Source organism: Streptomyces scopuliridis RB72 (assembly GCF_000718095.1).
Lineage (GTDB): Bacteria > Actinomycetota > Actinomycetes > Streptomycetales > Streptomycetaceae > Streptomyces > Streptomyces scopuliridis.
On the sequence record NZ_JOEI01000005.1, the window covers coordinates 367,200 to 392,029 of the forward strand.

Here is a 24,830-nt window from a genome sequence, read left to right on the forward strand (position 1 = left end):
GGTTACTGCTTCGGCGGGGTGTACACGCCCTCCGCGGTCACGTGCGCCAGCACCGTGTCCGCGGTGAACGCGGGCGCGCCGAAGGTGGCGGTGAACACCTCCAGCGCCTCGGCGGTGGGGTGCAGCGGCACCTTGTTGATCCGGACCTTCAGCGGCTGGCCCACTGGCACATCACCGGTGGTCAGCAGCCCCTCGGACACAGCACACCGGAACACCGAGCGGTGCCCGACTTCGACGCCGTTGACCTCGCACTTCCCCGACGCCAGCCCGTCCCTCAGGACGCCCCGCAGGTTGACGACCCGGGCGTTTCCAGTCGGCGTGCGCACCGCGATCCCGCCGTCGAGGACACCGTCCCCCTCGGCCTTCGGCAGGCTCTTCAGCGAGGGATCACCCTTACCCGACCGTACGGGGAACCGCATCGCCGAACCGCTGGAGTCCTTGACCAGCTCGGCCGGTGCCACGGCCTCGACCACCACTCCCAGCCGGTCCAGCTCCGCCTGGACCTGCTCGGTCCACCGGACCTCGACCCACCCTTCAGAAATCGTGCCCCACTTCTCGTCCGCGGCGGCGGACGCCGCCCCCGTGAACTGCGCCAGCAAGGGCGCGGCCAAGGCCGCGCCCAGAACCGTTCGACGATCCGTACTCATCGGCGTGCCCACCATCCTTCCTCGGGGCCGCAGTTGGCGACCCGCGGGAATCATCCGCCCGCCGGGATTCCCGGGCCGCGAAACCGGACGGGTAACACCCGGAAGGGGGACGGACCGCATCACCAGAGATATCTGAATCACCAGTTGTAACGGAATTCGAACGTCGTCCGGGACGGTGCCGGCACTCAGACGTCGCCCGCCGTGATTCCTGGCCCGCTCACCGACGGAGGGTGAGATTGGACGGTGAGCTGGACCTCTACCAAGGCTCCGGCCGCACCTGACACGCCCGTGCCGGTGCGGCGGGGCGTTACGGTGTGGAAAACGAACCAGTGGTCATCCCCCTCGGCCCGTGTGCTCCACCCCGGTTCCGGGTCCGTCCGCCAGCGGCCTTCGATGTATCAGTCACTCGTCACGGGGTCGTGGTGGAGACGACGTACACCCGGGGGAAGCCGGGTTCTGTCAGGTCCACCACCACGTCCTGGCTGGGCCGCGGGCCCTTCTGGTGGTGGCTGGTGCCCGCCCAGTCGTGGCCGGGGATGTCGAAGTTCCAGCCGACGGTACGGCGGTCGCGCGGCGTGATCGTGATGGCGTCGTCCTTGAGCGCGGAGCGGCTGGTACCCATCTCGGTCAGGAAGGTGTCGAGCCGTCCCGAGGTGACATCGAACTGGACGTACAGCCGGCTGGTCTTCCAGTTGCTCGTCTCGAAGTAGCGCACCCCGGTGGCGCCCAGCGGTATCGGCACCTCGAAGATGCGGCGCTTCATCTTGGAGGGGCGCAGCGGCTGGAGACCGGTGGCCGCGGACTCGGCCTCCTTGTTGCGGCCGCTGTCGCGGCTCTGGCCGGCCGAGATCACCAGATAGCCCGCCGGGATACCGATGAGCAGCACGATGACGACGGCCGTCAGCCAGCGGCGGCGGTTGCGGTGCCTGCGGTCCTCGGGCGGCTTGCCGCCCTCGTCGCGCACCGGCACAGGGAGCTCCACGGTCATGAGGGCGGTTCCTGGGTCGTACGGGGTTCCTGGGTCGTACGGGGTTCCTGCGTCGGGCGGGCGGTGCGGATGGCCTGGGCGTATCTCTCGTACCGCTCATGGCGCTCCACCCTGCGGCGGTTGGCGCGGCGGAACCGCCGGGCCACCAGCCGGGCGAGATCGGCGGCGCCGACCATGCCGGCCTCGGGGCCGAGCTGCGCCTTGGCGATCCGTGCCTCGGGGCGGTAGCCGCGGCCGGTGAGATGGCGGCGGAAGGCGTCGCGGGCCGGGCCGATCAGCAGATCGTCGGCGGCGCTGACCCCGCCGCCGATGACGAAGCAGGACGGGTCGAGCGCGGCGGCGAGATTGGCGATGCCGACACCGAGCCACTGGCCGATGTCCTGGAACAGCTCGATACACATGGCGTCGCCCTCGCGGGCGAGTTCGGTGATCAGCGGTCCCGTGATGTCGTGGACGTTGCCCTTGACGCGGTCGATGATGTTGTACGCGACCGGGGAGTCGGCGGCGGCCAGCTCCCTGGCCTCCCGTACCAGGGCGTTGCCGGAGCTGTACTGCTCCCAGCAGCCGCGGTTGCCGCACGGGCAGCGGTGGCCGCCGGGCACGACCTGCATATGGCCGAACTCGCCGGCGACACCGAACTTGCCGCGCTTGACCCGGCCGTCCTCCAGGATGGCCCCGCCGATACCGGTGCCGAGCGTGATCATGACGAGATGGTCCTCGCCGCGTCCGGCGCCGAAGCGCCACTCCGCCCAAGCCGCCGCGTTGGCGTCGTTGTCGACCATCACCGGCACGGCGAGCCGGGAGGAGATCGCGTCCCTGAGAGGTTCGTCGCGCCAGGCGAGATGCGGCGCGAACAGCACCCTGGAGCGGTCGGCGTCGACCCAGCCGGCCGCGCCGATGCCGACGGCGTGCACATCGTGGCGGTCGGAGAGATCGAGGACCAGCTCGACGATGGTGTCCTCGACGACCCGGGGGCTCTTGGACTTGTCCGGCGTCTCGGTCCTGAGCTTCTCCAGGATGTTGCCGTCCGGATCGACCACGCCGGCCATCACCTTCGTACCGCCGATGTCGATGCCGACGGTCGGGACGCGGGGCGCGGTGAGGAGGGAGCGGCGCTCGCGGGTGCCGACGGTCCGCAGGACGGTGGCGCGGGCGGTGCCGCGGTGTGCGAAGTCGCGGTAGGTGCTCATCGGCCCGGCCTGGTCTCGTCCGTCGGCGCGAGCGACTCCGGCTCGCCGTGCCGGGTGAGTGGGCGGCTGCGTACGCGCACGAGTCGTGTCGTCCCTGCGGGGTCGGGGGCCGCCGGGCCCGGACGGGCGGCGGCGGCGGACGGTGTCCGCCGTGCCAGATTGTGCCATCCGGGGCGGGTGGGTTCGCGGTGCGGCCCGGCGGCGGCCGTACGGAGACGGCCGCGCCGGGGGTCAGTTCGTGCCGGCCGGGCCGCCACCGGGGTGGCCGCCGAGATGGCTGGGCACGGGGGCCCGCTCCAGTTCATGGCTCAGCTCCTCCAGCTCGGAACCGCCCGCCATCTGCCGCGTCAGCTCATCCAGAGTGATCGAGTCCTTGGTATGGCTGCCCGACATGACGCCCCGCTTGAGCAGGACGAAACGGTCACCGACCAGATACGCGTGGTGCGGGTTGTGGGTGATGAGTACCACTCCGAGTCCCGCGTCACGTGCGGCGGCCACGTACTTGAGCACCACCCCGGACTGCTTCACCCCGAGCGCCGCGGTCGGCTCGTCCAGGACGAGGACCTTCGCGCCGAAGTAGACGGCGCGGGCGATGGCCACACACTGGCGCTCACCGCCGGACAGCGTGCCGATCGGCTGGTCGACGTCGCGCAGATCGATGCCCATCCGCAGCAGCTCGGCGCGGGTCGTCTCGCGCATCAGGGCGACATCGAGCCGTTTGAAGGGGCCACTGCCCTTCCTCGGCTCGGAGCCGAGGAAGAAGTTCCGCCAGACCGGCATCAGCGGGACGACGGCGAGGTCCTGGTAGACCGTGGCGATCCCGCGGTCCAGGGCCTCGCGCGGGGAGGCGAGGGTGGTCTTCTCGCCCTCGATCAGGAAGTCGCCCGCGTCATGCCTGTGCAGCCCGGCGATGATCTTGATCAGGGTGGACTTGCCCGCGCCGTTGTCGCCCAGCACACAGCTGATCCCGCCCGCGTGGACCTCCAGCGAGACGCCTTCCAGGGCGCGGATATTGCCGTAGTACTTACTGACGTTGTCGAGTTCGACCAGCGCTCCGCTCGCGCCGCCCACCGTCGCGCCGCCCGCCGTCGTGTCGCCCGTCATCGTGTCGCCTCCGCACGCTTGCGCACCCACGCGTTGAGCAGGGTGGCCAGAAGGAGCATCGCTCCGAGGAAGAACTTGAACCAGTCCGGGTTCCACTCCGCGTAGACGATGCCCTTGCTGGTCATACCGAAGATGAACGCGCCGACCGCGGAGCCGATCGCGGAGCCGTAGCCGCCGGTGATCAGACAGCCGCCGATGACGGCCGCGATGATGTAGATCAGCTCGTTGCCGACGCCCTCGCCGGACTGGACGACATCGAACGAGAACAGCAGATGCTGGCCCGCGATCCAGGCGCAGAAGGCCACACCCATGTACAGCGCGATCTTCGTCTTCAGGACCGGGACACCGACCGCGCGGGCGGCGTCGACGTTGCCGCCCACCGCGAAGATCCAGTTGCCGAAGCGGGTACGCAGCAGGATCCAGGTGGCGACCGCGACCAGCCCGGCCCACCACAGGATGGTGACCTTCAGCTCGACGCCGCCGACGGTGAGCTGGGAGGCGAAGAGCTTCCTGGCGGACGGGAAGCCCTCCATGTCGCCGATGCTCTTGGTCGAGACCGTGTCGCTGATCAGCTTCGTCAGACCGAGGTTGAGGCCGGTGAGCATCAGGAACGTGCCCAGCGTGATGATGAAGCTCGGCAGTTTCGTACGGGTCAGCATCACGCCGTTGAAGACCCCGAAGGCCAGCGTGACCAGCAGCGACACCAGGACGCCGACCCAGACGTTGGCGGTCATCTGGAAGCTGAACATCGAGGAGACCAGCGCGGAGCTGGTCACCATCACACCGGCGGAGAGGTCGAACTCGCCGCCGATCATCAGCAGCGCCACCGGAACGGCCATGATCCCGATCGTGGAGGCCGCGTACAGGACGGTGCCGAAGCTGGACAGTTGCAGGAACGAGTCCGCCACGAACGCGAAGAAGAGGAAGACGGCGAGCGCGCCGACGACCGAGCCCAGCTCGGGCCGGCCGAGCAGCTTGCGCAGCGGGGAGTCGTGCAGCAGCCGCTCGTCGCCGCCCGCGGGCCGGCCGGGGCGGTCCTTGACCGGCGGGGCGGTCGCGGTCATCGGGTGCCCCGCTTCGTGTACGCGGCGAGCGCGCCGGCGTCCTTCTCCGTGATGATCTGCGGACCGGTCAGGACGGGGCGTCCGCCGCCGAGGACATCGGCGTTGTAGCGGTAGAGCCAGAGCAGGTCCACGGCCTCGTACCCCTGGAGGTAGGGCTGCTGGTCGACGGCGAAGCCGAGCGCGCCGGAGGTGAGCGAGGAGGCGACCTTGGCGTTGAGGTCGAAGGTGTCGATCTCGGCCTCGCTGCCCGCGGACTGCTTGGCCTTGACGGCGGCGTCCGCGAAGGGGGCGCCGAGGGTGACGACGGCGTCGATGCTCTTGTCGGTCTGGAGCTTGGCCTCGATGGACGCCTGGACGTCGGGCATGTTCGTACCGTCGACATAGAGGTTCTGGAGCTGTCCGTCGAAGGTCTTCTTCGCTCCGGCGCAGCGCTGTTCATGGCCGACGTTGCCCTGCTCGTGGATGACGCAGAGGGCCTTCTTCTTGCCGCGCTTGTCCAGTTCGTCGCCGACGGCCTCGCCCGCGATGGTCTCGTCCTGGCCGATATGGCTGAGCGCGCCGAAGGACGCGGACTCCGCGGCGCCGGAGTTGACGGTGATCACCGGTATTCCGGCCTTGACCGCCTTCTCCACGACGGCCTTCATCGCGTCGGGCTTGGCGAGCGTGACGATCAGTCCGTCGACCTTCTTGTCGATGTAGGACTGCACGAGCTGGGCCTGCTGCTGGCCCTCGTCGCTGTTGGCGTAGAGGAATTTGATGTTGTCCTTGACGGCCGCCTGCTTGGCGCCGCTCTGGACGATGTCCCAGAAGGTGTCGCCGCTGCCCGAGTGGGTGACCATGGCCACGGTCCACTCGGGGGTGTCCACCGCGGCCCGCCCCTGGGCGGCCGCCTGCTGGGCCCGCTCCTCCGCGCGCTTGCCGCCGGTGCTGCTGCATCCCGCGAGAACCGAGGCCGCGAGTACCGCCGCCAGCACGGCGCTCGACGCACGTACCCCTGTCCGAACCCTTGCCACGACGCCGCGCCCTTCTTGCCGTACTCCTCGGTGCGGCCGGGTCCCGTTCGGTCCCGGCGCCGCCCAAGTATCGGTCATGCCCGCCCGGCGGCCGGTCAGCGGGTACCGGGGCGGGTGGGCTCCTGGGCGAGGCGGGCCCGCTTCCCGCCCTCCGTTTCCGGTCGTTCGCGTCCTGCGAGGGGTTCGCGCCATGGATCCGCCTTCTCTCCCGGCCGCCCCGTTGCGGCTGGGGGAGTTCTAGCCGGGCCCGCACGGACGCGTCAATACTTTGTCCGTACATTCTTACGAAGGGACGGAAGCGACCCGGCCGTTACGGGCGGACGAGGAGCTGGAATTCGAAGGAGTACCGCGAGGCGCGGTAGATGTGCGAGCCGAACTCCACGGCCCGTCCGGTGTCGTCGAAGGTGGTCCGCTCCATCGTGAGCAGCGGGGCCCCGGAGGGCTCGGTGAGCCGCTCGGCCTCCTCGGCGGTGGCGGCCCGCGCCCCGACCGTCTGCCGGGCGCTGTGCAGGGTGATCCCGGCGGAGCGCATCATCCGGTAGAGACCGGTCGTCTCCAGACGCGCGGTGTCGCAGTCGAACAGCCCGATCGGCAGATGGTTGCGCAGATACGCCATCGGTTCGTCGTGCGCGTACCGCAGCCGTTCGATGAGCCGCACCTCCGCGCCCTCCGGCACCCCGAGCGCGGCGGCGACCTCGGCCGTGGCCGGCTGGACGGTGTTGCGCAGTACGCGGGTGGCGGGGCGCTGGCCGGCCGCCTCCAGATCGTCGTAGAGGCTGCTCAGCTCCAGCGGGCGCTTGACCTGGCTGTGTACGACCTGGGTACCGACGCCCCGGCGGCGTACCAGCAGCCCCTTGTCGACCAGGGACTGGATGGCCTGCCGGACGGTGGGCCGGGACAGCCCGAGCCGGCCCGCCAGCTCGATCTCATTGCCGAGCAGGCTGCCCGGCGCCAGCCTGCCCCGCTCGATGGCCGCCTCCAGCTGCTGCGCGAGCTGGAAGTAGAGCGGGACAGGACTGGTGCGGTCGACGCTGAGCTGGAGCGGCGTGGCGTGATCCGTCTCCGGGCCTGGCGTCTCCTGTCCGGGTTGGGCTGATCTCGGCTGATGGGGCACGGAGCGAGCGTAACCGCACGCCATGTTGACGGGAAGTCGATACGTTCGATTGTCAGGACAAACACTTGACATGGTGCGCGGCCCCCGGCCACCTTGGGGCCATGCGCATCGGACTTATCGGTACCGGCCGTATCGGCACCTTTCACGCGGACGTGCTCAGCCGCCATCGCGAGGTCGGCTCGCTGGTGGTCGCCGACACCGACGCGGCCCGCGCGGCGCAGGTCGCCGACCGTACGGGATCGACCGCGGCCCCCTCCGTCGACGAGATCTTCTCCTGGGGCGTGGACGCCGTGGTGATCGCCTCGGCCACCTCCTCCCACGCCGATCTCCTCAGCCGCGCCGCCCGCGCCGGGCTCCCCGCCTTCTGCGAGAAGCCGATCGCCCTGGACCTGCCGGGAACGCTGGGCGCGCTGCGCGAGGTGGAGTCGGCCGGCACGGTGCTCCAGCTGGGCTTCATGCGCCGCTTCGACGCGGGGTACGGCGCGGCGCGCGAGCTCGTACGGTCGGGCCGGCTCGGCCGGCTGCACACCGTACGGGCGGTCACCTCCGACCCGGCGCCGCCGCCCGCCGCGTATCTGCCGCTCTCCGGCGGCCTGTACCGCGACTGTCTGGTGCATGACTTCGACATCATGCGCTGGGTGACCGGACGCGAGGTGGTGGAGGTGTACGCGACGGGCTCGGACGCGGGGCCAGCGATGTTCCGCGAGGCGGGCGACGTGGACACCGCCGCCGCGGTCCTCACCCTGGACGACGGGACGCTCGCGACCGCCACGGCCACCCGCTGCAACGGCGCGGGCTATGACGTACGGATGGAACTGGCGGGCGAGCTGGACCAGTTCGCGGTCGGACTGGACGACCGTACGCCGATCACCTCGACCGAACCGAAGGGCCCGCCGCCCTGCGACAACCCGTGGCCGGGCTTCCTGGAGCGGTTCGCCCCGGCGTACGAGGCCGAGCTGAACGCCTTCCTCCAGGTCGTCTCCGGTGAGCGGGAGAATCCGTGCGACGGCCGGGAGGCGCTGCACGCGCTGCGGATCGCGGAGGCGTGCGAGCTGTCCCGGCGCGAGCGACGCCCGGTGGAGCTGTCGGAGATCCCCGCCCAGGAGGGCTGAGCGGGGAGCCCGGAGCGGCCTACCAGCGCACCGGCAGCCCGCGCACCCCGCGGATCAGCAGTCCGGGCAGCCACTCGTACGGGCCCGCCGCCGGGTCGAATGCCAGGTCCGGGCAGCGCTCCAGCAGCGTACGGATGGCGACCCTGCCCTCCAGCCGGGCGAGCGGCGCGCCCAGGCAGAAGTGGATGCCATGGCCGAAGGCGAGATGACCGGAGCCGCGCCCGGCCGTGGCGGACCGGCGGATGTCGAAGGAGTCCGGATCGGGGAAGCGGACCGGGTCGCGGTCCGCGGAGGCCAGCGAGACCAGAACCGTCTCGCGGGCGGGTATGACCGTGTCGCCATAGCTGACCGGCTCGCTGGTGAACCGTACGGTGCTGGTCTCCACCGGCCCCTCGAACCGCAGCGTCTCCTCGATCGCACCGTCGAGCAGCCCGAAGTCGGCCTGCAGAGCGGCCAGTTGACCGGGGTTGCCGAGCAGCGTACGCACCGCGTTGGCGATCAGATTGACGGTCGTCTCATGACCGGCGATCAGCAGCACGTAGGCCCAGGCGCGCAGTTCGGCCGCGGACAGCCGGTCGCCGTCCTCCGCACGCGTGCGCAGCAGGGTGGAGAGCAGATCGTCGCGGGGCGCCGAGGCGCGCTTGTCCTCGATGAGCGCGTCGAGATACGCGCAGAGTTCGATGGTCTTGTCCCGCGCGCCGGTGGGCGTGGTGGGCGCGACGATCTCGTTCGTCCAGGCCCTGAAGGTGTCACGGTCCGCGTGCGGCACACCGAGCAGTTCGGAGATGACGGTGATGGGCAGCGGGAAGGCGAACGCGTCGACCAGATCGCCCTGCCCGGCCGGGATCATGGCGTCCAGCAGGTCATCGGTGATCTGCTGGACGCGCGGGCGCAGCTTCTCCACCCGGCGCGGGGTGAATTCGGGGGCGACCAGCTTCCGCAGCCGGGTGTGGTCCGGCGGGTCGAGGGTCAGTACGTGCGGGCCCATGATCGCCTCGTCGGCCGACTCGTAGCCCATGGTGTCGAGCGACTTCGACAGCCGCGGATCGGCGAGGGCGAGGCGCCCCTCCTCGTAGCCGACGACCAGCCAGAAGCGGTTGCCGTCCGGGGTCCGGATCTCGTGGACGGGGCCGCTCTCGCGCATCTTCTCGTAGTACGGATAGGGATCGACGTTGAAGTCCGGTCCGTAATCTGCCAGTTCGATAGCCGCCATCGGATCAGCGTACGTCGCCGCCGCGGGCACCGTCCTCCCCCATGGCCGGATCGGCGTCATGCACCAACAAGGCGATCTGGACACGGTTGTTGAGGCCGAGTTTGGCCAGGATGCGGGAGACATGGGCCTTGACGGTGGGGATGCTCATATAGAGCCCGGCGGCGATCTCGGCGTTGGACTGGCCGCGGCCGACGGCGAGCGCGACCTCCCGCTCGCGTTCGGCGAGGGAGTCGAGCCGGTTCGCCGCGGTGTCCCTCCGGGCTCCGGTGTTCGCCCCCGCCACATGCGTCATCAACTGGCGGGTAACGGCCGGTGAGAGCACCGGATCCCCGGCCGCCACGCACCGTACGGCGGTGACGATCTCGGCGGGCGGCGTGTCCTTGAGCACGAATCCGGCCGCTCCGGCGCGCATCGCCCGCAGCACCTGTTCGTCCGCGTGGAAGGTGGTCAGAACGAGCACCTCCGGGGCGTCCTGGCGGCGGCGCAGCGTCTCCGTGGCCGTCAGACCGTCCACCCTGGGCATCCGGATGTCCATCAGCACCACATCCGGCGCGGTCCGCTCGATCAACGCCGGGACCTCGGCGCCGTCGGCGGCCTCCCCCACGATCTCGATGTCGTCGGCGCCGCCGAGCATGAAGGTCAGTCCCGCGCGGACAAGGGGGTCGTCGTCGACGATGATCAACCGGATACTCATGCGGCCCACGGTAGCCAAGCCCGGACGGCGAATCCGCCGTCGCCGGTGGCTCCGTGCTCGAACCGGCCGCCGGCCAGCAGCGCGCGCTCGGTCAGCCCGATCAGCCCCTGGCCGGAACCCGGCACCCTCGGGACCTCGCCCGGTGGCGCGGCGTTGCGCACTTGTACGGTGAGCCCGTCCCCCGGCCCCCCGCTCACCTCGACGGTGGCCTCGGTGCCCGGCGCGTGCTTACGGGCGTTGGTCAGGCCCTCCTGGGCGATGCGGTAGGCCGTACGGCCCGTGGCGGCCGGCACCGCCGCCGGGTCGTCGATCCGGCTGTCCAGGGTCACCTTCATCCCGGCCTCCCGTGACTCGGCGACCAGCGCGTCCAGGGTGACCAGCGTGGGCTGCGGCCGGTCGCCCTCGTCACCGGGCGCCCGCAGCACCCCGATGATCATGCGCAGATCCTGGAGCGCCTCGTGCGCGCTGTCCCGGATCACCCCGGCGGCCCTGGCGACCTCGGGCGCCGGCGCGTCCGGCCGGAACTCCAGCGCGCCCGCGTGGACGCTGAGCAGCGTCAGCCGGTGCGCGAGCACGTCGTGCATCTCCCGCGCGATGGCCTCGCGCGCCAGCCGCTGCGCCTGCTCGGCCCGCAGCTCGGCCTCGGTCTCCGCCCGTGTCGCCCGCTCGCGCAGCGCGACGACCAGCTGGCGCCGGGCCCGTACGAGCATGCCCCAGCCGGTGACCATCAGGATCAGCACGACGGTCGCGATGAGCCCGGCCGTCAGGGACGTGCTCGGATCCGGCCGGATCACGGTCTGCAGGCACCCGGCCACGAGGGACAGCCCGCCGACGGCCGCGACGACCCGGAACGGCCGGTGCACGGCCACGCAGAAGAGCGCCACGACCGCGGCCCCGCCGGAAGCCGGCGCCACCGCGCTGACCACACCGAGCACGAGCGCGAGCCCCACGGGCCAGCGCCGCCGCGTCCACAGCGCGCAGCAGGCCAGCACGCCGACGATCATGTCGACGAGGACGATGTTCTCCGAGTTGCCGGCCTTCTCGCTGGCCTCCAGGGCGATCAGCCCGATCGCGGCGGCGAGCAGAAACATCAGCGTATCGATGATCCAGTCCCGCACGGTCCGCCGCGGCCGGGCCCTGCCGCGGTCGCCGGGCAGCTCGGGGCCTCGCGGGTCGATCATCTCCGAGGGGAGCAGCCAGGGGTAGTCCGTGCGTGTCATATGAGCCAATTTACGCAGGCGGGGCGGGGCCGAGGGCGTCGGCGAGGGCGTCGGCTACCAAAGTCACGCGGAAGCCGACGATGGTTGTGGGCGTGCGTTTCCCGGCGGGGGCCGTTGTCCAGGGTGCGTTTCGGCCAGGGCCGGCGGTCGGGTGCGGTGCGCCTCCGGCCAGGTCCGTTGTCCAGGGTGCGTTTCGGCCAGGGCCGGTGGTCGGGTGCGGTGCGCCTCCGGCGGGGGCCGTTGTCCAGGGTGCGTTTCGGCCAAGGCCGGTGGTCGGGTGCGGGTTGTTGCCGGGTGGCGCTCCGGGGCTCGCGCCCGGGACGGCATGATTTACGGCGCGCAGCGGCCCTGACGATGGGTTCGGGCGGTCACGCGCCACAAATCACGCTTTAGTGTCCCGGACACGACCCCTGCGCGCCCCCCTTCACCGCCCGCACAAGCGGCCCTCGGGGTCGGAGGAGGTGCGTGTCCGGACGTAAAGCGTCGCAGCTCGCGCGAAGCGCGGTGAGGAAAGCAGTCCGGACACCCCGCAACTACCCGTTCCGCTCCCGATGCCGCGCCGACAACCCCGCCGCCCCCTCCCCCGTCAACCCCCCGAACACCCGCAGCCGCGACACCCCGCCGTCCGGGAAAATGTCCATCCGGACCTCCCTCGCCACCACCACCGCCCCCAGCACAAACCGGTGGTTCGTATCCGGCTGCAGCCTCGTCCGGGGCAGGATCTCCGTCCACTCCCCCGTCCCCCCGTCCCGTACCGACAACGCCGCCCACCCCGCCGCGTTGCCCTTCAGATACGCCGTGTCGATCTCGACCGCGCGGATCTCGGCCTGCTCCACCAGCCGGTAGTGGATCCAGTCGTTCCCCTTGTCCCGGCGGCGCCGGGTCTCCCAGCCGTCGTCCATCTTGTGGGAGCGGCCCGGCTGGATGGTGTTCGTGGCGGGCGAGTAGAAGCGGTCGGAGGCGTCCTCCACCCGGCCGCCGTTCTCCAGCGCGACGAGGTCGAACGTACCGAGGGCACCGAGCCACGCCGGGTCGGGCGCGACCTCGCCGTATACACGGAGTCGGGCGATCCCGCCGTCGGGATGCTGGTTCACCCGCAGATGGGTGAAGCGCTGTTCCACGTCGACCGCGAAGCCATTCGCGGCGTGGCCGCCGATGGCCGTACGGGGCACCAGGACCGTCCACTTCACGTCGTCGCCGAGCAGTTCCTCCGGCGACGGGGAGCCGGGCAGCGCGGTGGCCTCCACCGAGACCGCCTGGGGGTAGTTGCCGCGGAAGTGGGCGGTGTCGACGACGATGCCCCGGATCACCCCCGGCGCGCCGAGCCTGACCAGCGCCCAGTCGTGGTCCTCGTCGGTGGGGTGCGGCCGGTCGGCGCCGGTGCCGCGGCGGCGGCGGGTCTCCCAGCCGTCCATGATCTTGCCCTTGTGGCCGAAGCGCTCCGGGTCGAACTCCGCCGCTCCCGGCTTCAGCAGGTTCTCGCGTTCGGCGAAGAACTCGTCGTTGGCGGCGATGACCCCGGCCCCGAGGCGGCGGTCGGCGAGATCGGGGAGGTGGGCGAAGGGGAAGTCGGTGGTGCGGTAGTCGGCGTACGGGTCGCCGCCGGGGTACGGGCGGGCGTCACCGGTGAACAGGGCTTCGGGCACGGTCAGTTGGTCCTTTCGAGCAGTCGGCCGGTGGGCTCCGTGAGCGCGCCGTCGTGGATGATCCGGGTGCCGCGCAGCCAGGTCGATCTGACCACGCCGTACAGCGTCCTGCCCGCGTACGCCGTGACCTGATTGCGGTGGTGGAGCCGGGCCGGGTCGACGGTGAAGGTCTCGTCGGGCGCGAGGACCGCGAAGTCGGCGTCGCGGCCCGCCTCGATGGCGCCCTTGCGGGTCAGTCCGGCGAGCGCGGCGGGGGCCGTCGACATCCAGCGGACGACGTCCTCCAGCGGCCGGCCGCGGCGGCGGGCCTCGGTCCAGATCGCGGGCAGGCCCAGCTGGAGGGAGGAGATACCGCCCCAGGCGGACGCGAAGTCGGGCGTCTTGAGATCGGTGGTGCAGGGCGAGTGGTCGGAGACGACGCAGTCGATGGTGCCGTCGATGAGGCCCTGCCAGAGCGCGTCCTGGTTCGCGGCCTCGCGGATCGGCGGGCAGCACTTGAACTCCGTCGCCCCGTCCGGGACTTCCTCGGCGGTGAGGGTGAGGAAGTGCGGACATGACTCGACGGTGATCCGTACGCCGTCCCGCTTGGCCTCGGCGATCAGGGGCAGCGCGTCGGACGAGGACAGATGCAGTACGTGGACACGGGCGTCGAGCCGCCGGGCCTGGGCGATCAGGCTCGTGATCGCCGCGTTCTCGGCGCCGCGCGGCCGGGACGCCAGGAAGTCGGCGTAGGCGGGGCCGCTTCGCTGGGGCGCGGCGGCCAGTTCGTGCGGGTCCTCGGCGTGCACGATCAGGAGTCCGCCGAAGCCGGCGATCTCGGCGAGCGAGCGGCCGAGCTGTTCCTGGTCCAGCTCGGGGAATTCGTCGACTCCGGAGGGCGACAGGAAGCTCTTGAACCCGAAGACCCCGGCGTCGTGCAGCGGGCGCAGATCCTGGACGTTGTCCGGGACGGCGCCGCCCCAGAAGCCGACGTCGATATGGGCCTTCGGCCGGGCCACCTCGCGCTTGGTGCGCAGATGGGCGGCCGTGGTGGTGGGCGGCAGGGAGTTCAGCGGCATGTCGAGGAGTGTGGTGATCCCGCCGGCCGCCGCCGCGCGGGTGGCGGTCCAGAAGCCTTCCCACTCGGTGCGTCCCGGGTCGTTCACATGGACGTGGGTGTCGACGAGGCCGGGGAGTACGGCATCGTCCCCGACGTCCTCCAGCCGGGCGCCGGGCGGCACCTGCGCGTCGTACGGCAGGACGGCCGCGATCCTTCCGCCGGCGACGGCGATCGAGGCCGCCCGCGTCCCCTCCGGGGTGATGACGCGCGTCGAGCGCAGTACCAGGCTCACATCGGACACCGGTGCCCCTCACTGAGCGAGATTCAACGAACTGTTGAAGGAGTCTTCACTCCGGATCCTGGCCAGTCAAGACCGGACCGGGCTCGATTGTTTCCACAGAGTGAAACCTTGATTTCGCCAGATAGAATGGATGAATCGCACACAATTGACCGCGGGCACCGGGCGGAACCGTCCTGACCGGCAGATACGCTCCGCCATTGATCAGGTACCCGGTCACACGGCCCGGTAGGCTGCTTGCCTGCCCCGCCCGCCCCGAAAGGACCGTTGACGTGCCGTCGTCCAGCGCCAGCACCACCGACGCCACCAAATCCGCCCCCGCCAGCGGTGGCGTCCAGTCCCTTGAGCGCGCCTTCGATCTGCTCGAACGAATGGCGGACGCGGGTGGCGAGGTCGGGCTCAGCGAGCTGTCGGCGAGCAGCGGGCTGCCGCTGCCGACCATCCACCGACTGATGCGCACGTTGGTGGCCTGCGGCTATGTGCGCCAGCAGGCCAATCGCCGGTACGCGCTCGGCCCCCGGCTGATCCGGCTCGGCGAGTCGGCGTCCCGGCTGCTCGGTACGTGGGCGAGGCCCTATCTGGCGCGGCTGGTCGAGGAGACCGGCGAGACGGCGAACATGGCACTGCTCGACGGCGACGAGATCGTGTATGTCGCGCAGGTCCCCTCGAAGCACTCGATGCGGATGTTCACCGAGGTGGGCCGGCGGGTGCTGCCGCACTCCACGGGCGTGGGCAAGGCGCTGCTCGCGCACACCTCGCCGGAGGAGGTCCGCGCCCTGCTCTCCCGTACGGGGATGCCGGCCGCCACCGAGAAGACGATCACGACACCCGACGGCTTCCTGGACGCCCTGGAGCTGGTGCGCCGGGCCGGGTACGCGGTCGACGACAACGAGCAGGAGATCGGCGTCCGCTGCCTGGCGGTTCCGGTCCCCAACTCCCCCACGGCGGCGGCCATTTCGATCTCGGGTCCGGCGGGCCGGGTGACGGAGGAGGCCACCGAACGGATCGTGCCGGTGCTCCAGGAGGTCGCACGGGATCTCTCCGAGGCGCTGGCGAACACGGCACAGGCGCAGGCCCACGCCTAGGGCGTGTTTCGGAAGGAGCGCCGTCCGCCCGTAGGGCGGGCCTGGCGCCCGCCGCGGCAGCGGCAGGATGTCGCTGCGGTGCGTGCGATCGCAAGGCGGAGGGTCTCCCCAGTACTGGACGTACTGGGGTGATCCGACAACGCCGCGAGCGTGCGTGCCAGACGCCGCCAGGCAGGCGGGACTTCCGAAACACGCCCTGGCGCGCCGGGTGGGACCCGTCAGGGCCTGCGGGGCGCGTCCCCGAAGAGGTCGACCGCGGCCCGTACCCCCATCAGCGCCTGCCCCAGCGCGCTGACCGAACCGATCGAGCCCACGATCAGCAGCAGCGAACGGCGCATCCGGGACGCCTCGGGGGCGCCGCTCGCCACCATCGCGGCAAGGGCGGCCAGCTCGTCCTCGGCGATCGCGCGGTCCCTGAACTCGGCGTGATACGCGGCCAGTTCACGTCTGAGCCGGGACACCGCGGCACGCAGCTCCGCGACCCTCGGGTCCTCGCCCTTCTCTGCCACCGGCGTCTGCCCCACGCTCCGCAACAAAGCTCTCCCCCTGCCCCTCGCCCGCACACACCGTTGTGCCGGGCACGTCCCTGTACCGGTATATGCCAAAAGGCCGACTCCTCGGACGGTGGTCAAGCGCCAAGGTTCGCGGGCAAGTTAACGCCATTACGCGCGGTACGCGCCACTCCACGGACCGAAGTAGGACGGAATGAGGTACGCAGTACCCATGCCAGGCACATCGAACGACATGAACCCGCCCCCTCCCGTGATCGCCGGGCTGCTGCTCGCCGCCGGGGGCGGACGCAGGCTCGGGGGGCGGCCCAAGGCGTTGCTGACGCATCGGGGTCGGCCACTGGTCGAGCATGGCGCGCGGGCGCTGCGCGAGGGGGGCTGCGGGCCGGTGCATGTGGTGCTGGGGGCGGCGGCCCGGGAGGTGCGGAGCCGGGCCGAACTGCCGGGCTGTGTACTGGTCGACAATCCGCGGTGGGCCGAGGGGATGGGGTCCTCGCTGCGCGCGGGGCTCGCCTCGCTGGTGGGGACGGCCGCGGAAGCCGTGGTGGTGCTGCTGGTGGACCAGCCGGGGATCGGCGCGGCGGCGGTGGCCCGGGTGGTGGGCGCGTACCGCACGCCGGATTCGCTCGTGGCGGCCTCGTACGACGGGAAGCGCGGCCACCCCGTGCTGTTCGGCGCCCGCCGATGGGCGGAGATCGCGGCGGACGCGGAGGGCGATCGCGGGGCGCGCGCGTATCTGCGGGCGCATGAGAGCGAGATCGAGCGGGTGGAGTGCGGGGATGTCGCGCGGGCGTACGACATCGATACGGAGGAAGATCTGTCGCACCTTGAGTGAGGAGGGTGGCACTCGGCGCCGCGGTCTGTCGACCCGGAGAATCTCGATATCAACAAACCATTGAACTTCCACCATGAGGAAACTACTATCCACAGGTCAGAAGCGCCCGACCCCCCGAACGGCGCCCGCGACCGTACCTCGTGCCACGGCACTCCGTGCCGTCCCGGGCCGGCCGGCGGTCCCGGGCACCGCCCGTGAAGGAGTGACAGCTCATGTCCGCACCAGCGCCCTCCCCGCTGGCCGTCGTCGACGCCGAACCGCTGCCCCGGCAGGACGAGGTGCTCACCGAAGCGGCCCTCACCTTCGTGGCGGAGCTGCACCGGCGGTTCACCCCGCGCCGTGACGAACTGCTCGCCCGCCGCGCCGAACGCCGCGCCGAGATCGCCCGTACCTCCAGCCTGGACTTCCTCCCGGAGACCGCGGCGATCCGCGAGGACGACAGCTGGCGGGTCGCGCCGTCGCCGGCCGCGCTGGACGACCGCAGGGTGGAGATCACCGGTCCGACCGACCGGAAGATGACCATCAACGCGCTCAACTCCGGTGCGCGGATCTGGCTCGCCGACTTCGAGGACGCCTCCGCCCCCACCTGGGAGAACGTGATCCTCGGTCAGCTCAGTCTGAGCGACGCGTACCAGCGCCGTATCGACTTCACCGACCCGCGCTCCGGCAAGTCGTACGCCCTCAAGGACGCCGATGAGCTCGCGACCGTCGTGATGCGCCCGCGCGGCTGGCATCTGGCGGAGCGTCACCTCCAGTTGAACGGCGAGCAGGTGCCGGGCGCACTGGTCGACTTCGGGCTGTACTTCTTCCACAACGCCAAGCGCCTGATCGAGCTGGGCAAGGGCCCGTACTTCTATCTCCCGAAGACGGAATCGCATCTGGAGGCCCGCCTCTGGAACGATGTCTTCGTCTTCGCCCAGGACTATGTGGGCATTCCGCAGGGGACCGTCCGCGCGACCGTGCTGATCGAGACGATCACCGCCGCGTACGAGATGGAGGAGATCCTCTACGAGCTGCGCGACCACGCCTCCGGGCTGAACGCGGGCCGCTGGGACTATCTGTTCTCGATCGTCAAGAACTTCCGTGACGGCGGCGCCAAGTTCGTCCTGCCGGACCGCAACGCGGTCACGATGACGGCCCCGTTCATGCGCGCGTACACCGAACTGCTCGTCCGCACCTGCCACAAGCGCGGCGCGCACGCGATCGGCGGCATGGCGGCCTTCATCCCGTCCCGGCACGACGCCGAGGTCAACAAGGTCGCCTTCGAGAAGGTCAAGGCCGACAAGGACCGCGAGGCGCACGACGGTTTCGACGGCTCCTGGGTCGCCCACCCCGACCTGGTCCCGATCGCGATGGCCTCCTTCGACGCGGTCCTCGGCGACCGCCCGAACCAGAAGGACCGGCTGCGCGAGGACGTCTCCGTCGCCGCAGGCGATCTGATTGCCATCGACTCGCTCGACGCGCGGCCCACGTACGAGGGCCTGCGCAACGCCGTCCAGGTCGGCATCCGCTATATCGAGGCCTGGCTGCGGGGCATGGGCGCGGTCGCGATCTTCAATCTGATGGAGGACGCGGCGACCGCCGAGATCTCACGTTCGCAGATCTGGCAGTGGATCAACGCGGGCGTCGAGTTCGAGCACGACGGCCGCACCGTACGCGCCACCCCGGAACTGGCCCGCGGCCTCGCCGCCGATGAACTCGCGGCGATCCGCCCCGAGATCGGCGAGGAGGCCTTCACCGCCGGCCGCTGGCAGCAGGCCCACGATCTGCTGCTGACGGTCGCGCTGGACGACGACTACGCGGACTTCCTCACGCTCCCGGCGTACGAGCAGCTGCGCGGCTGACGCCTCCCCGCGTACGAACCCGCCCCCGGTGCCCCGCACGGCGCCGGGGGCTTCCGCGTCCCCGGCGGCGGGGGTTTCCGCCCTTCCGGCCGTGGTCTCAGGGGGACTTGGGCGACGGGAGCCTCGGTACGCTCGCGATCAGGCGGCGCGAGTAGGGGTGCGAGGGCGAGCCCAGGACCGACGCGGTGTCGCCCTGCTCCACGACCCGTCCGTGTTCCAGCACCGCCGTCCGCTCACACAGCGCCGCCACCACCGACAGATCGTGCGAGACCATCGCGATGGTCAGCCCCCGTGTCTCCTTCAGCTCGATGAGCAGATCGACGATCCTGACGCGCGTGGTGACATCGAGTGCGCTGACCGGTTCGTCGGCGAGCAGCACCCGGGGCTCGCACACCGTGGCTCTCGCGATGGCGATGCGCTGGCGCTGACCGCCGGAGAACTCGTGCGGATAGCGGCGCGCGGCGTCGGCGGGAAGGCCGACGGCCTCCAGCGCGGCGGCGACCCGCGGATCCTCTTCCCCCCGGGCCACCGGCCGGCTCAGACCGAGCGAGCGCAGCGGCTCCGCGACGATGCCGCTGACCCGCTGCCGGGGGTCGAGCGAGGAGTACGGATCCTGGAACACGCTCTGCACGCCCCGCCGGAAGCGGCGCATCTGTTCGCGGTCGCGGAGCCTGAGCTCGTCCCCGTCGAACAGGATCCGCCCGCTCGTGGGGCGGGTGAGGCCGAGCAGCAGCCGCAGCACCGTGGTCTTGCCGGCCCCGGACTCGCCGACCAGCCCGAGGCTGCGGCCCGCCGTGATGTCGAGGGAGACGCCGTGCAGGACCGGGGGCGCGCCCCGGTAGGCGAACCCCGCGTCCCGCGCCGCCAGGATCGCGGAGTCGGCGGCCCGCGGGCCCGGGGCCGGGGTGGCCGGGATCGGAGTGGTCATCGGACGATCCGTTCCAGTGCGCTTTCGAGGTGCCGGGCGCTGTCCACCAGGTCCCGGGTGTACGGGTGTTGGGGGCGTCGCACGATGTCGTCCACGCTGCCGGACTCGACGGCCGCCCCGTCCTTGAGCACCAGGACGTGATCGGTCACGGACGAGACCACCGCCAGGTCGTGGCTGACGAACAGCAGCGCCATGCCCCGCTGGGCGACCAGCCCGTCCAGCAGCGCGAGCACCTCCGACTGGACGGTGACGTCGAGGGCGGTGGTGGGCTCGTCCGCGATCAGCAGGGCCGGGTCACAGGCCAGCGCCATGGCGAGCGCGACCCGCTGGCGCTGTCCGCCGGAGATCTCGTGCGGATAGGCGCGGGTGATCCGGTCGGGGTCCGGCAGGCGTACCTGTTCGAGGGCTTCCGCCACCGCGCGGCGCAGCGCCGGTCCGCGCAGCCCGCGCCACCGGCGCAGTGGTTCGGCGAGCTGGCCGCCGATCCGCATCAGCGGGTCGAGCGCGGTGAGGGGTTCCTGGAAGACGACGGTGGCGGCCCGGCCGCGCAGACCGGTCAGCCGCTGCTCGGTCGCGCCGATGACTTCGGTGCCCGGTGCGTCCGGGGCCTCCCTCAGGACGATGCTGCCCGAGGCGTTCATCCCTGGGGGCAGCAGGCCCAGCACGGCGAGCGCGGTGAGGGACTTGCCGGAGCCTGACTCGCCGACCAGCCCGAGCCGGGATCCCGCGTTGATCGAGAACGACAGGTCGGAGACCAGGGTCCGGCCCTGGTCGGTGCGGATCGTCAGTCCGTTGACGTCGAGCGCCCGCGGATCGCGCGCGTTCATCGGGTCCTCCGCCGGGTGGGGTCGAGGGTGTCGCGCAGTCCGTCGGCGATCAGATTGACGCCCACGACCAGCATGACCAGCAGTACGCCGGGGGCGATGACGCCGGTGGGGGCGGTGAAGACGGTCGCCTGTGCCTCCTGGAGCATCCGTCCCCAGGACGCGTTGGGCGGCGGGGCGCCGAGCCCGAGGAACGACAGGCTCGCTTCGGCCATCACGGCGAGGCCGAACTGCTGGGCGAGGTTCACCACCAGGGTGGGCCAGATGTTGGGCAGCACATGGCCGGTGATGACACGGGGCCAGGAGGTGCCCGAGGTGCGTGCCGCCGTGATGTAGTCCTGCGCCAGCACCCGTTTGACCAGGATCCGGGTCAGCCGGGCCACCACGGCCGTCATCGCGAGCCCGATGGCGAGGATCGCGGAGCTGAGCGAGGCGGAGCGGGCCGCCACCATCAGCATCGCCAGCAGGAGGGTGGGGAAGGCGATCAGGACGTCCAGCAGGGTGGAGAGGGTGTCGTCGAGCCATCGGGTGGCGAAGCCCGCGGCGAGACCGAAGCAGATACCGAGCACCGCCCCGATCGCGATCGCGCCGAGGCCGGCCTCCAGCGCGATCCGCGCGCCGGTCATCAGCTGGGTCAGCAGGTCGCGGCCGAGCTTGTCGGTGCCGAGCAGATGCGGCAGTCCGGGCGCCGTGAGCCGGCCGCCCGTGGTGTCCTCGGGGGCGTACGGGACCCAGAACAGCGAGACCAGCGCGGTGGCGACGATCAGTCCGAGCAGCACGCAGCCGGTCACCAGGGCCGGGGAGCGGCGGGTGCGGGTGGCCGGGGCCTCCTTCGCGCTGTCCACGACAGGGGCGGGCTCCATGGCCGCGGCGGCCTCACCCGGGCCCGGGTTCAGGTCGGTCCGTTCGCTCATCGTGTGCCTCCTGACAGCCGGCCGCGCAGCCGGGGATCGATCAGCCGCTGCGCGAGGTCGCTGAGGAACCCGATGACCAGCACCGCGAAGGTGCTCACGAAGAGGACCCCCTGGACCGTGGGGTAGTCGTGCTGGGCGACGGCCTGGGCGAGCAGGCTGCCCAGGCCGGGCAGCGCGAACACCGTCTCGACGACGACCGCGCCGAGCAGGGTGGTGGCCAGTTCGATCCCGAGGACGGAGACGACGGGCACGGCGCCGTTACGCATGCCGTGCCGCCACATCGCGCGGTTGAACGAGGAGCCCAGGGCCCTGGCGGTACGGAGATAGTCGCTGCCGAGGACATCCAGCGCGGCGGACCGTACGTACCGGATGAGCGAGGCCGACATCACCAGCGCGACGGTGATCACCGGCAGGGCCAGCGAGGTGAGCGCCTCCCCCGGCCGCGCCCAGCCGTCCTGCGGAAAGCCGCCGGCGGGCAGCACCCCGAGGCGCAGCGCGAAGACGGTGATGAGGATCATCCCGATCCAGAAGACCGGTACGGCGATGCCCAGTTGGGAGATCCCGCTGATCAGCGTCCCGTACCAGGTGGCCGACCGGTGGGCCGCGATGAAGCCGACGGGGACGGCGATCACCACGGCCAGCAGGAAGGAGAGCAGCGTCAGCGGGACGGTGACATCGAGCCGGGAGGTGATCTCCGGGCCGACCGGGAGCGTGCTGACGAAGGAGTTCCCCAGGTCGAAGGTGGCCAGCTGGTGGAGCCAGTGGACGAACTGTTCCGGTACGGGGCGGTCCGAGCCGATTTCGTGGCGGGCGGCGGCGATCTGCTTCGGGCTCGCGCCGACCGAGAGCAGGGAGTTCGCCGGGTCGCCGGGGAGCAGCCGCAGCAGCAGGAAGAGCACCACGCTGGCCAGGAACAGCGAGCCGGCCAGGAAGGCCAGCCGTCGCAGCAGGTAGGAGATCATCAGGCAGGGGACCGATCGACGGAAGCGGGGATTCCGCCGTGCGGGCCCGGCGGTGAGGCGGCCGGGCCCGCACGGCGGGGGCGGAGCTTCGGCTCGGGTGGAGCTTCGGCTCGGGCGGAAGCGTCAGCTCTTCTTGATGCCGTAGGCGTGGAACTGCGAGTTGAGACCGTTGAGCGGGTAGCCCGACAGCTTGGTGTTGGCCACCACGATCTGCGGGTAGAGGTAGAGCCAGTCGCTCGCCGCGTCCTCGGCGATCTGCCGGTTGACCTTCTTCAGCAGGGCCGTCTGCTGGTCGGTGGTGTCCGACTGCTCGGCCTGCTTCACCCACTCGGTGACCTGCTTGTTGTCATAGCCCCAGTAGAAGTCCGGGTCGCCGTACCAGACGATGTCGCGGTCGTTGACATGCTCCTGGAGCGTCGCGCTGAAGTCGTGGTTCTTGTAGACCTTGGTGTACCACTCGTCCGGCGTGATGACGTTGATGTCGACCTTGATACCGACCTTGCCCAGCTCCGACTTGATGAAGGTGGCGGCCGTCGGGTGCGGGTCGTAGTTGGGGGTGTCGAGCGTGAAGCTGAAGCCCTTGGGGTAGCCGGCCTCGGCGAGCTGCTTCTTGGCGAGCGTCACGTCGTACGGATTGACCTTGGTGAGGTCCTCGTACCAGGGGTCGGTGGGCGGGACCATCGAGCCGATCAGCGTGCCGTGGTCGCCCCAGACCGACTGGAGCAGCTTCTTGTTGTCGATCGCGGAGCTGACGGCCTTGCGCACCTTGACGTTGTCAAACGGCTTGACCCGGTCGTTGAAGGCCAGCAGCAGCTTGGTGGTCGAGTTCCCGTCGTTGACCTTGTAGTTCGGGTTGTTCTTGAACTGGTCGAGGGCGTCCGGGCTCTGCTCGCTGGTCACGACGTCCACGGCGTTGGTGAGCAGCGCGTTGTTGAGGGCGGTCGCGTCCTTGTAGTAGTGGAAGACGACCTTGGCGTTGGTCGCGGCCGTACCCCAGTACCCCGGGAAGCGCGCCAGGCTGAGCGCCGAGCCCCTGGTCCACTTGTCCAGTGTGTAGGGGCCGGTGCCGTCCTCCGACGTCTTGAGGTCCTTGGCCTCGGAGTTGACCACCCACACATAGCTGAGGTTGTAGACGAACGAGATCGACTTGGACGACAGGGTCACCTTGACGGTGGCCGGGTCCGGGGTGGTGATCGACTTGACCATGTCGAAGCTGCTCTTGCGCGCCGACTGGGAGTTCTCGGCGCGGACCTTCTCGATGCTGTACTTCACATCGGCGGAGGTGAGCGCCTTGCCCGAGTGGAACTTCACGCCGTCGCGCAGGGTGAAGGTGTACGTGAGGCCGTCCGGGCTGACGGTGTAGTCCTTGGCGAGCTGCTTCTCGGCCTTGCCGCTGTCGGTGAGCTTGAACAGCCCCTCGTAGACATTGCCGTTGAGCGCCTCGGTCACGCCCTGGCCGCCGCCTCCGGTGTTGTCCAGATTCTGCGGTTCGTAGAGCGAGCCGATCCCGACGGTCGCGTTCTTGTCGTACGAGCCCGAGGGCGAATCGCTCGTCTTGTCGGCCCCGGCGCCGCAGGCGGTGAGGGCGAGGGACAGGGTGACCGCCAGGGTGCCGCCGAGCAGCGGTACGGACTTTCTCATCACTTCTACTCCTGATCGACTGCCGGACGGGGCCCCTGGGAGGGGTGGTGGGATCCGGCTGTGGTGCCTTGGGTGTGCTCAGTTGACCGTGTAGCCGTCGCGGAAGACCGGAAGCTTCTCGCCCGCCTCGACGGGCAGGTGCAGCCGGTTCTGCCGCGGCGGCAGTGGACAGTTGTACTGAGCGGAGAATCCGCACGGCGGCACGAAAGCGCGGTTGAAGTCCAGCACGACCGTTTCGCTGTCGGCCTCGCGCGGGACGAACAGGAAACGGCCGGCGCCGTAGGTGTCGCCGCCGTTGGTCGGGTCACCGAAGACCAGGAGAAGCGTTCCGTCGTCGTCGAAGGCCGACAGCGTGTAGTCCACACCGTCCAGTGTGACGTGAATATCACCGGGGACAACCAGTTCGCGGCTGCCTCCGCTGTCGCGAATGTGCTCGAACGGCACCCGGCGGTCGGTGGATACCGGGGTGAAGGTGGCCTCGACCACCCAGTCCGGATGGAACGGATATGCGGCGATATGCGAGAAATGCCGGATGGCCGGAGCGTTCGCGTCCCAGAAGCGCAGCGCCTCTTCCGGCTCGCCGGTATGGAGGTTGGTGCGCCGCACGGTGGTGAGGGTCACACCGTCCGGGACCGCGGTCCTGGCCCGCTCCTCGGCGGCGTCCACCCCGGGGTCCAGCCACCGGGTCTCTATCAGCGCCAAGTTGCCGACGGGGCCGGTCACGGCGGCCTGCCGCGCGGCGTGCCAGGCGTCCAGCGCCGCCTCGGCCTCTTGCGCGGCAGCCGCGGTCGGCTCGGTAGAACGGGTATGCACGGACATGCGGGACTCGCTCCGGTCTGAGGGAATGGTTCGATCCCGCGCGGCATCGCTGTGGGGTCTGGAACGACTGGATCGTACATACATAGGGTTATTTCCAGCCATGATTGACCATCCTGCGAGACAGGTT

General features: G+C 70.6%; 23 protein-coding genes. 4 read left to right on the plus strand and 19 right to left on the minus strand.

Annotation, left to right across the window (positions count from 1 at the left end):
- Positions 1 to 2: 2 nt before the first annotated feature.
- From IF11_RS0107040 to IF11_RS0107070, 7 genes are all read right to left on the minus strand, one after another.
- Entirely contained in the window at positions 3 to 647 is a 645-nt protein-coding gene (locus tag IF11_RS0107040; RefSeq protein ID WP_030350575.1) for a hypothetical protein, read from the minus strand.
- A gap of 409 nt (positions 648 to 1,056) precedes the next feature.
- Positions 1,057 to 1,635, minus strand: a complete 579-nt coding sequence (locus IF11_RS0107045; protein ID WP_030350576.1) for a hypothetical protein — start codon at positions 1,633 to 1,635, stop codon at positions 1,057 to 1,059.
- Positions 1,632 to 2,825 carry an ROK family glucokinase gene (locus IF11_RS0107050; protein ID WP_030350577.1) on the minus strand — a complete coding sequence of 398 codons (1,194 nt, stop codon included), beginning with the start codon at positions 2,823 to 2,825 and terminating at the stop codon, positions 1,632 to 1,634. The genes IF11_RS0107045 and IF11_RS0107050 overlap by 4 nt, the downstream gene beginning before the upstream one ends.
- Positions 2,826 to 3,056: 231 nt before the next feature.
- Positions 3,057 to 3,929, minus strand: a complete 873-nt coding sequence (locus IF11_RS0107055; protein WP_051745600.1) for an ATP-binding cassette domain-containing protein — start codon at positions 3,927 to 3,929, stop codon at positions 3,057 to 3,059.
- Positions 3,926 to 4,993: an ABC transporter permease gene (locus IF11_RS0107060; RefSeq protein ID WP_030350579.1), complete on the minus strand. Its 1,068-nt coding sequence runs from the start codon at positions 4,991 to 4,993 to the stop codon at positions 3,926 to 3,928. The genes IF11_RS0107055 and IF11_RS0107060 overlap by 4 nt, the downstream gene beginning before the upstream one ends.
- Complete coding sequence (locus tag IF11_RS0107065) at positions 4,990 to 6,006, minus strand: sugar ABC transporter substrate-binding protein (protein WP_206300605.1); 1,017 nt, start codon at positions 6,004 to 6,006, stop codon at positions 4,990 to 4,992. Before IF11_RS0107065 ends, IF11_RS0107060 begins: the two co-directional genes overlap by 4 nt.
- 310 nt (positions 6,007 to 6,316) lie before the next feature.
- Complete coding sequence (locus IF11_RS0107070; protein WP_051745602.1) at positions 6,317 to 7,120, minus strand: GntR family transcriptional regulator; 804 nt, start codon at positions 7,118 to 7,120, stop codon at positions 6,317 to 6,319.
- 101 nt (positions 7,121 to 7,221) lie between these two features.
- Here IF11_RS0107070 and IF11_RS0107075 point away from each other — a divergent pair, with 101 nt between their 5' ends.
- The gene (locus IF11_RS0107075; protein WP_030350582.1) at positions 7,222 to 8,232 is read left to right on the plus strand and encodes a Gfo/Idh/MocA family protein; all 1,011 of its coding nucleotides are present in this window, start codon (positions 7,222 to 7,224) and stop codon (positions 8,230 to 8,232) included.
- 19 nt (positions 8,233 to 8,251) lie between these two features.
- Here the strand turns inward: IF11_RS0107075 and IF11_RS0107080 are convergent, their stop codons facing one another.
- The 5 genes from IF11_RS0107080 to allB all read right to left on the minus strand — a co-directional run bounded on the left by IF11_RS0107080 (position 8,252) and on the right by allB (position 14,345).
- Positions 8,252 to 9,445, minus strand: coding sequence for a cytochrome P450 family protein (locus IF11_RS0107080; RefSeq protein WP_030350583.1), 1,194 nt, complete (start codon positions 9,443 to 9,445; stop codon positions 8,252 to 8,254).
- Between the two features lie 4 nt (positions 9,446 to 9,449).
- The gene (locus tag IF11_RS0107085; protein ID WP_030350584.1) at positions 9,450 to 10,139 is read right to left on the minus strand and encodes a response regulator transcription factor; all 690 of its coding nucleotides are present in this window, start codon (positions 10,137 to 10,139) and stop codon (positions 9,450 to 9,452) included.
- Positions 10,136 to 11,359: a sensor histidine kinase gene (locus IF11_RS0107090; protein ID WP_030350585.1), complete on the minus strand. Its 1,224-nt coding sequence runs from the start codon at positions 11,357 to 11,359 to the stop codon at positions 10,136 to 10,138. Before IF11_RS0107090 ends, IF11_RS0107085 begins: the two co-directional genes overlap by 4 nt.
- Positions 11,360 to 11,892: 533 nt before the next feature.
- On the minus strand, positions 11,893 to 13,011 hold the full coding sequence (alc, locus tag IF11_RS0107095) for an allantoicase (RefSeq protein WP_030350586.1): 1,119 nt from the start codon (positions 13,009 to 13,011) through the stop codon (positions 11,893 to 11,895).
- Positions 13,008 to 14,345, minus strand: a complete 1,338-nt coding sequence (gene allB, locus IF11_RS0107100; RefSeq protein WP_030350587.1) for an allantoinase AllB — start codon at positions 14,343 to 14,345, stop codon at positions 13,008 to 13,010. The genes alc and allB overlap by 4 nt, the downstream gene beginning before the upstream one ends.
- A 269-nt stretch (positions 14,346 to 14,614) precedes the next feature.
- Between allB and IF11_RS0107105 the strand changes: the two genes are divergently transcribed.
- Positions 14,615 to 15,427, plus strand: coding sequence for an IclR family transcriptional regulator (locus tag IF11_RS0107105; RefSeq protein WP_030350588.1), 813 nt, complete (start codon positions 14,615 to 14,617; stop codon positions 15,425 to 15,427).
- A gap of 218 nt (positions 15,428 to 15,645) precedes the next feature.
- On the opposite strand, the gene IF11_RS0107110 is transcribed toward IF11_RS0107105, so the two are convergent.
- Positions 15,646 to 15,963, minus strand: a complete 318-nt coding sequence (locus IF11_RS0107110) for a DUF5955 family protein (protein WP_030350589.1) — start codon at positions 15,961 to 15,963, stop codon at positions 15,646 to 15,648.
- Between the two features lie 187 nt (positions 15,964 to 16,150).
- Between IF11_RS0107110 and IF11_RS0107115 the strand changes: the two genes are divergently transcribed.
- The gene (locus IF11_RS0107115; protein WP_051745603.1) at positions 16,151 to 16,771 is read left to right on the plus strand and encodes a nucleotidyltransferase family protein; all 621 of its coding nucleotides are present in this window, start codon (positions 16,151 to 16,153) and stop codon (positions 16,769 to 16,771) included.
- A 212-nt stretch (positions 16,772 to 16,983) separates the two neighbouring features.
- Positions 16,984 to 18,615: a malate synthase A gene (gene aceB / locus IF11_RS0107120; protein WP_030350591.1), complete on the plus strand. Its 1,632-nt coding sequence runs from the start codon at positions 16,984 to 16,986 to the stop codon at positions 18,613 to 18,615.
- 97 nt (positions 18,616 to 18,712) lie between these two features.
- On the opposite strand, the gene IF11_RS0107125 is transcribed toward aceB, so the two are convergent.
- The 6 genes from IF11_RS0107125 to IF11_RS0107150 all read right to left on the minus strand — a co-directional run bounded on the left by IF11_RS0107125 (position 18,713) and on the right by IF11_RS0107150 (position 24,703).
- Entirely contained in the window at positions 18,713 to 19,543 is an 831-nt protein-coding gene (locus IF11_RS0107125) for an ABC transporter ATP-binding protein (RefSeq protein WP_051745606.1), read from the minus strand.
- On the minus strand, positions 19,540 to 20,370 hold the full coding sequence (locus tag IF11_RS0107130) for an ATP-binding cassette domain-containing protein (protein WP_030350593.1): 831 nt from the start codon (positions 20,368 to 20,370) through the stop codon (positions 19,540 to 19,542). Before IF11_RS0107130 ends, IF11_RS0107125 begins: the two co-directional genes overlap by 4 nt.
- The gene (locus tag IF11_RS0107135; protein WP_078490511.1) at positions 20,367 to 21,281 is read right to left on the minus strand and encodes an ABC transporter permease; all 915 of its coding nucleotides are present in this window, start codon (positions 21,279 to 21,281) and stop codon (positions 20,367 to 20,369) included. The genes IF11_RS0107130 and IF11_RS0107135 overlap by 4 nt, the downstream gene beginning before the upstream one ends.
- On the minus strand, positions 21,278 to 22,243 hold the full coding sequence (locus tag IF11_RS0107140; RefSeq protein ID WP_030350595.1) for an ABC transporter permease: 966 nt from the start codon (positions 22,241 to 22,243) through the stop codon (positions 21,278 to 21,280). Before IF11_RS0107140 ends, IF11_RS0107135 begins: the two co-directional genes overlap by 4 nt.
- 123 nt (positions 22,244 to 22,366) lie before the next feature.
- On the minus strand, positions 22,367 to 23,884 hold the full coding sequence (locus tag IF11_RS0107145) for an ABC transporter substrate-binding protein (protein ID WP_030350596.1): 1,518 nt from the start codon (positions 23,882 to 23,884) through the stop codon (positions 22,367 to 22,369).
- 78 nt (positions 23,885 to 23,962) lie between these two features.
- Complete coding sequence (locus IF11_RS0107150) at positions 23,963 to 24,703, minus strand: DUF1684 domain-containing protein (RefSeq protein ID WP_037727141.1); 741 nt, start codon at positions 24,701 to 24,703, stop codon at positions 23,963 to 23,965.
- Positions 24,704 to 24,830 lie beyond the last annotated feature (127 nt).

Coding starts and splice junctions, on each gene's coding strand:
- IF11_RS0107060 (WP_030350579.1), bottom strand. CDS start 4,993: ATGACCGCGACCGCCCCGCCGGTCAAGGACCGCCCCGGCCGGCCCGCG.
- IF11_RS0107050 (WP_030350577.1), bottom strand. CDS start 2,825: ATGAGCACCTACCGCGACTTCGCACACCGCGGCACCGCCCGCGCCACC.
- IF11_RS0107125 (WP_051745606.1), bottom strand. CDS start 19,543: ATGACCACTCCGATCCCGGCCACCCCGGCCCCGGGCCCGCGGGCCGCC.
- IF11_RS0107145 (WP_030350596.1), bottom strand. CDS start 23,884: ATGAGAAAGTCCGTACCGCTGCTCGGCGGCACCCTGGCGGTCACCCTG.
- aceB (WP_030350591.1), top strand. CDS start 16,984: ATGTCCGCACCAGCGCCCTCCCCGCTGGCCGTCGTCGACGCCGAACCG.
- IF11_RS0107135 (WP_078490511.1), bottom strand. CDS start 21,281: ATGAGCGAACGGACCGACCTGAACCCGGGCCCGGGTGAGGCCGCCGCG.
- IF11_RS0107080 (WP_030350583.1), bottom strand. CDS start 9,445: ATGGCGGCTATCGAACTGGCAGATTACGGACCGGACTTCAACGTCGAT.
- IF11_RS0107085 (WP_030350584.1), bottom strand. CDS start 10,139: ATGAGTATCCGGTTGATCATCGTCGACGACGACCCCCTTGTCCGCGCG.
- IF11_RS0107115 (WP_051745603.1), top strand. CDS start 16,151: ATGCCAGGCACATCGAACGACATGAACCCGCCCCCTCCCGTGATCGCC.
- IF11_RS0107055 (WP_051745600.1), bottom strand. CDS start 3,929: ATGACGGGCGACACGACGGCGGGCGGCGCGACGGTGGGCGGCGCGAGC.
- IF11_RS0107075 (WP_030350582.1), top strand. CDS start 7,222: ATGCGCATCGGACTTATCGGTACCGGCCGTATCGGCACCTTTCACGCG.
- IF11_RS0107045 (WP_030350576.1), bottom strand. CDS start 1,635: ATGACCGTGGAGCTCCCTGTGCCGGTGCGCGACGAGGGCGGCAAGCCG.
- IF11_RS0107090 (WP_030350585.1), bottom strand. CDS start 11,359: ATGACACGCACGGACTACCCCTGGCTGCTCCCCTCGGAGATGATCGAC.
- IF11_RS0107140 (WP_030350595.1), bottom strand. CDS start 22,243: ATGATCTCCTACCTGCTGCGACGGCTGGCCTTCCTGGCCGGCTCGCTG.
- IF11_RS0107040 (WP_030350575.1), bottom strand. CDS start 647: ATGAGTACGGATCGTCGAACGGTTCTGGGCGCGGCCTTGGCCGCGCCC.
- IF11_RS0107150 (WP_037727141.1), bottom strand. CDS start 24,703: ATGTCCGTGCATACCCGTTCTACCGAGCCGACCGCGGCTGCCGCGCAA.
- IF11_RS0107130 (WP_030350593.1), bottom strand. CDS start 20,370: ATGAACGCGCGCGATCCGCGGGCGCTCGACGTCAACGGACTGACGATC.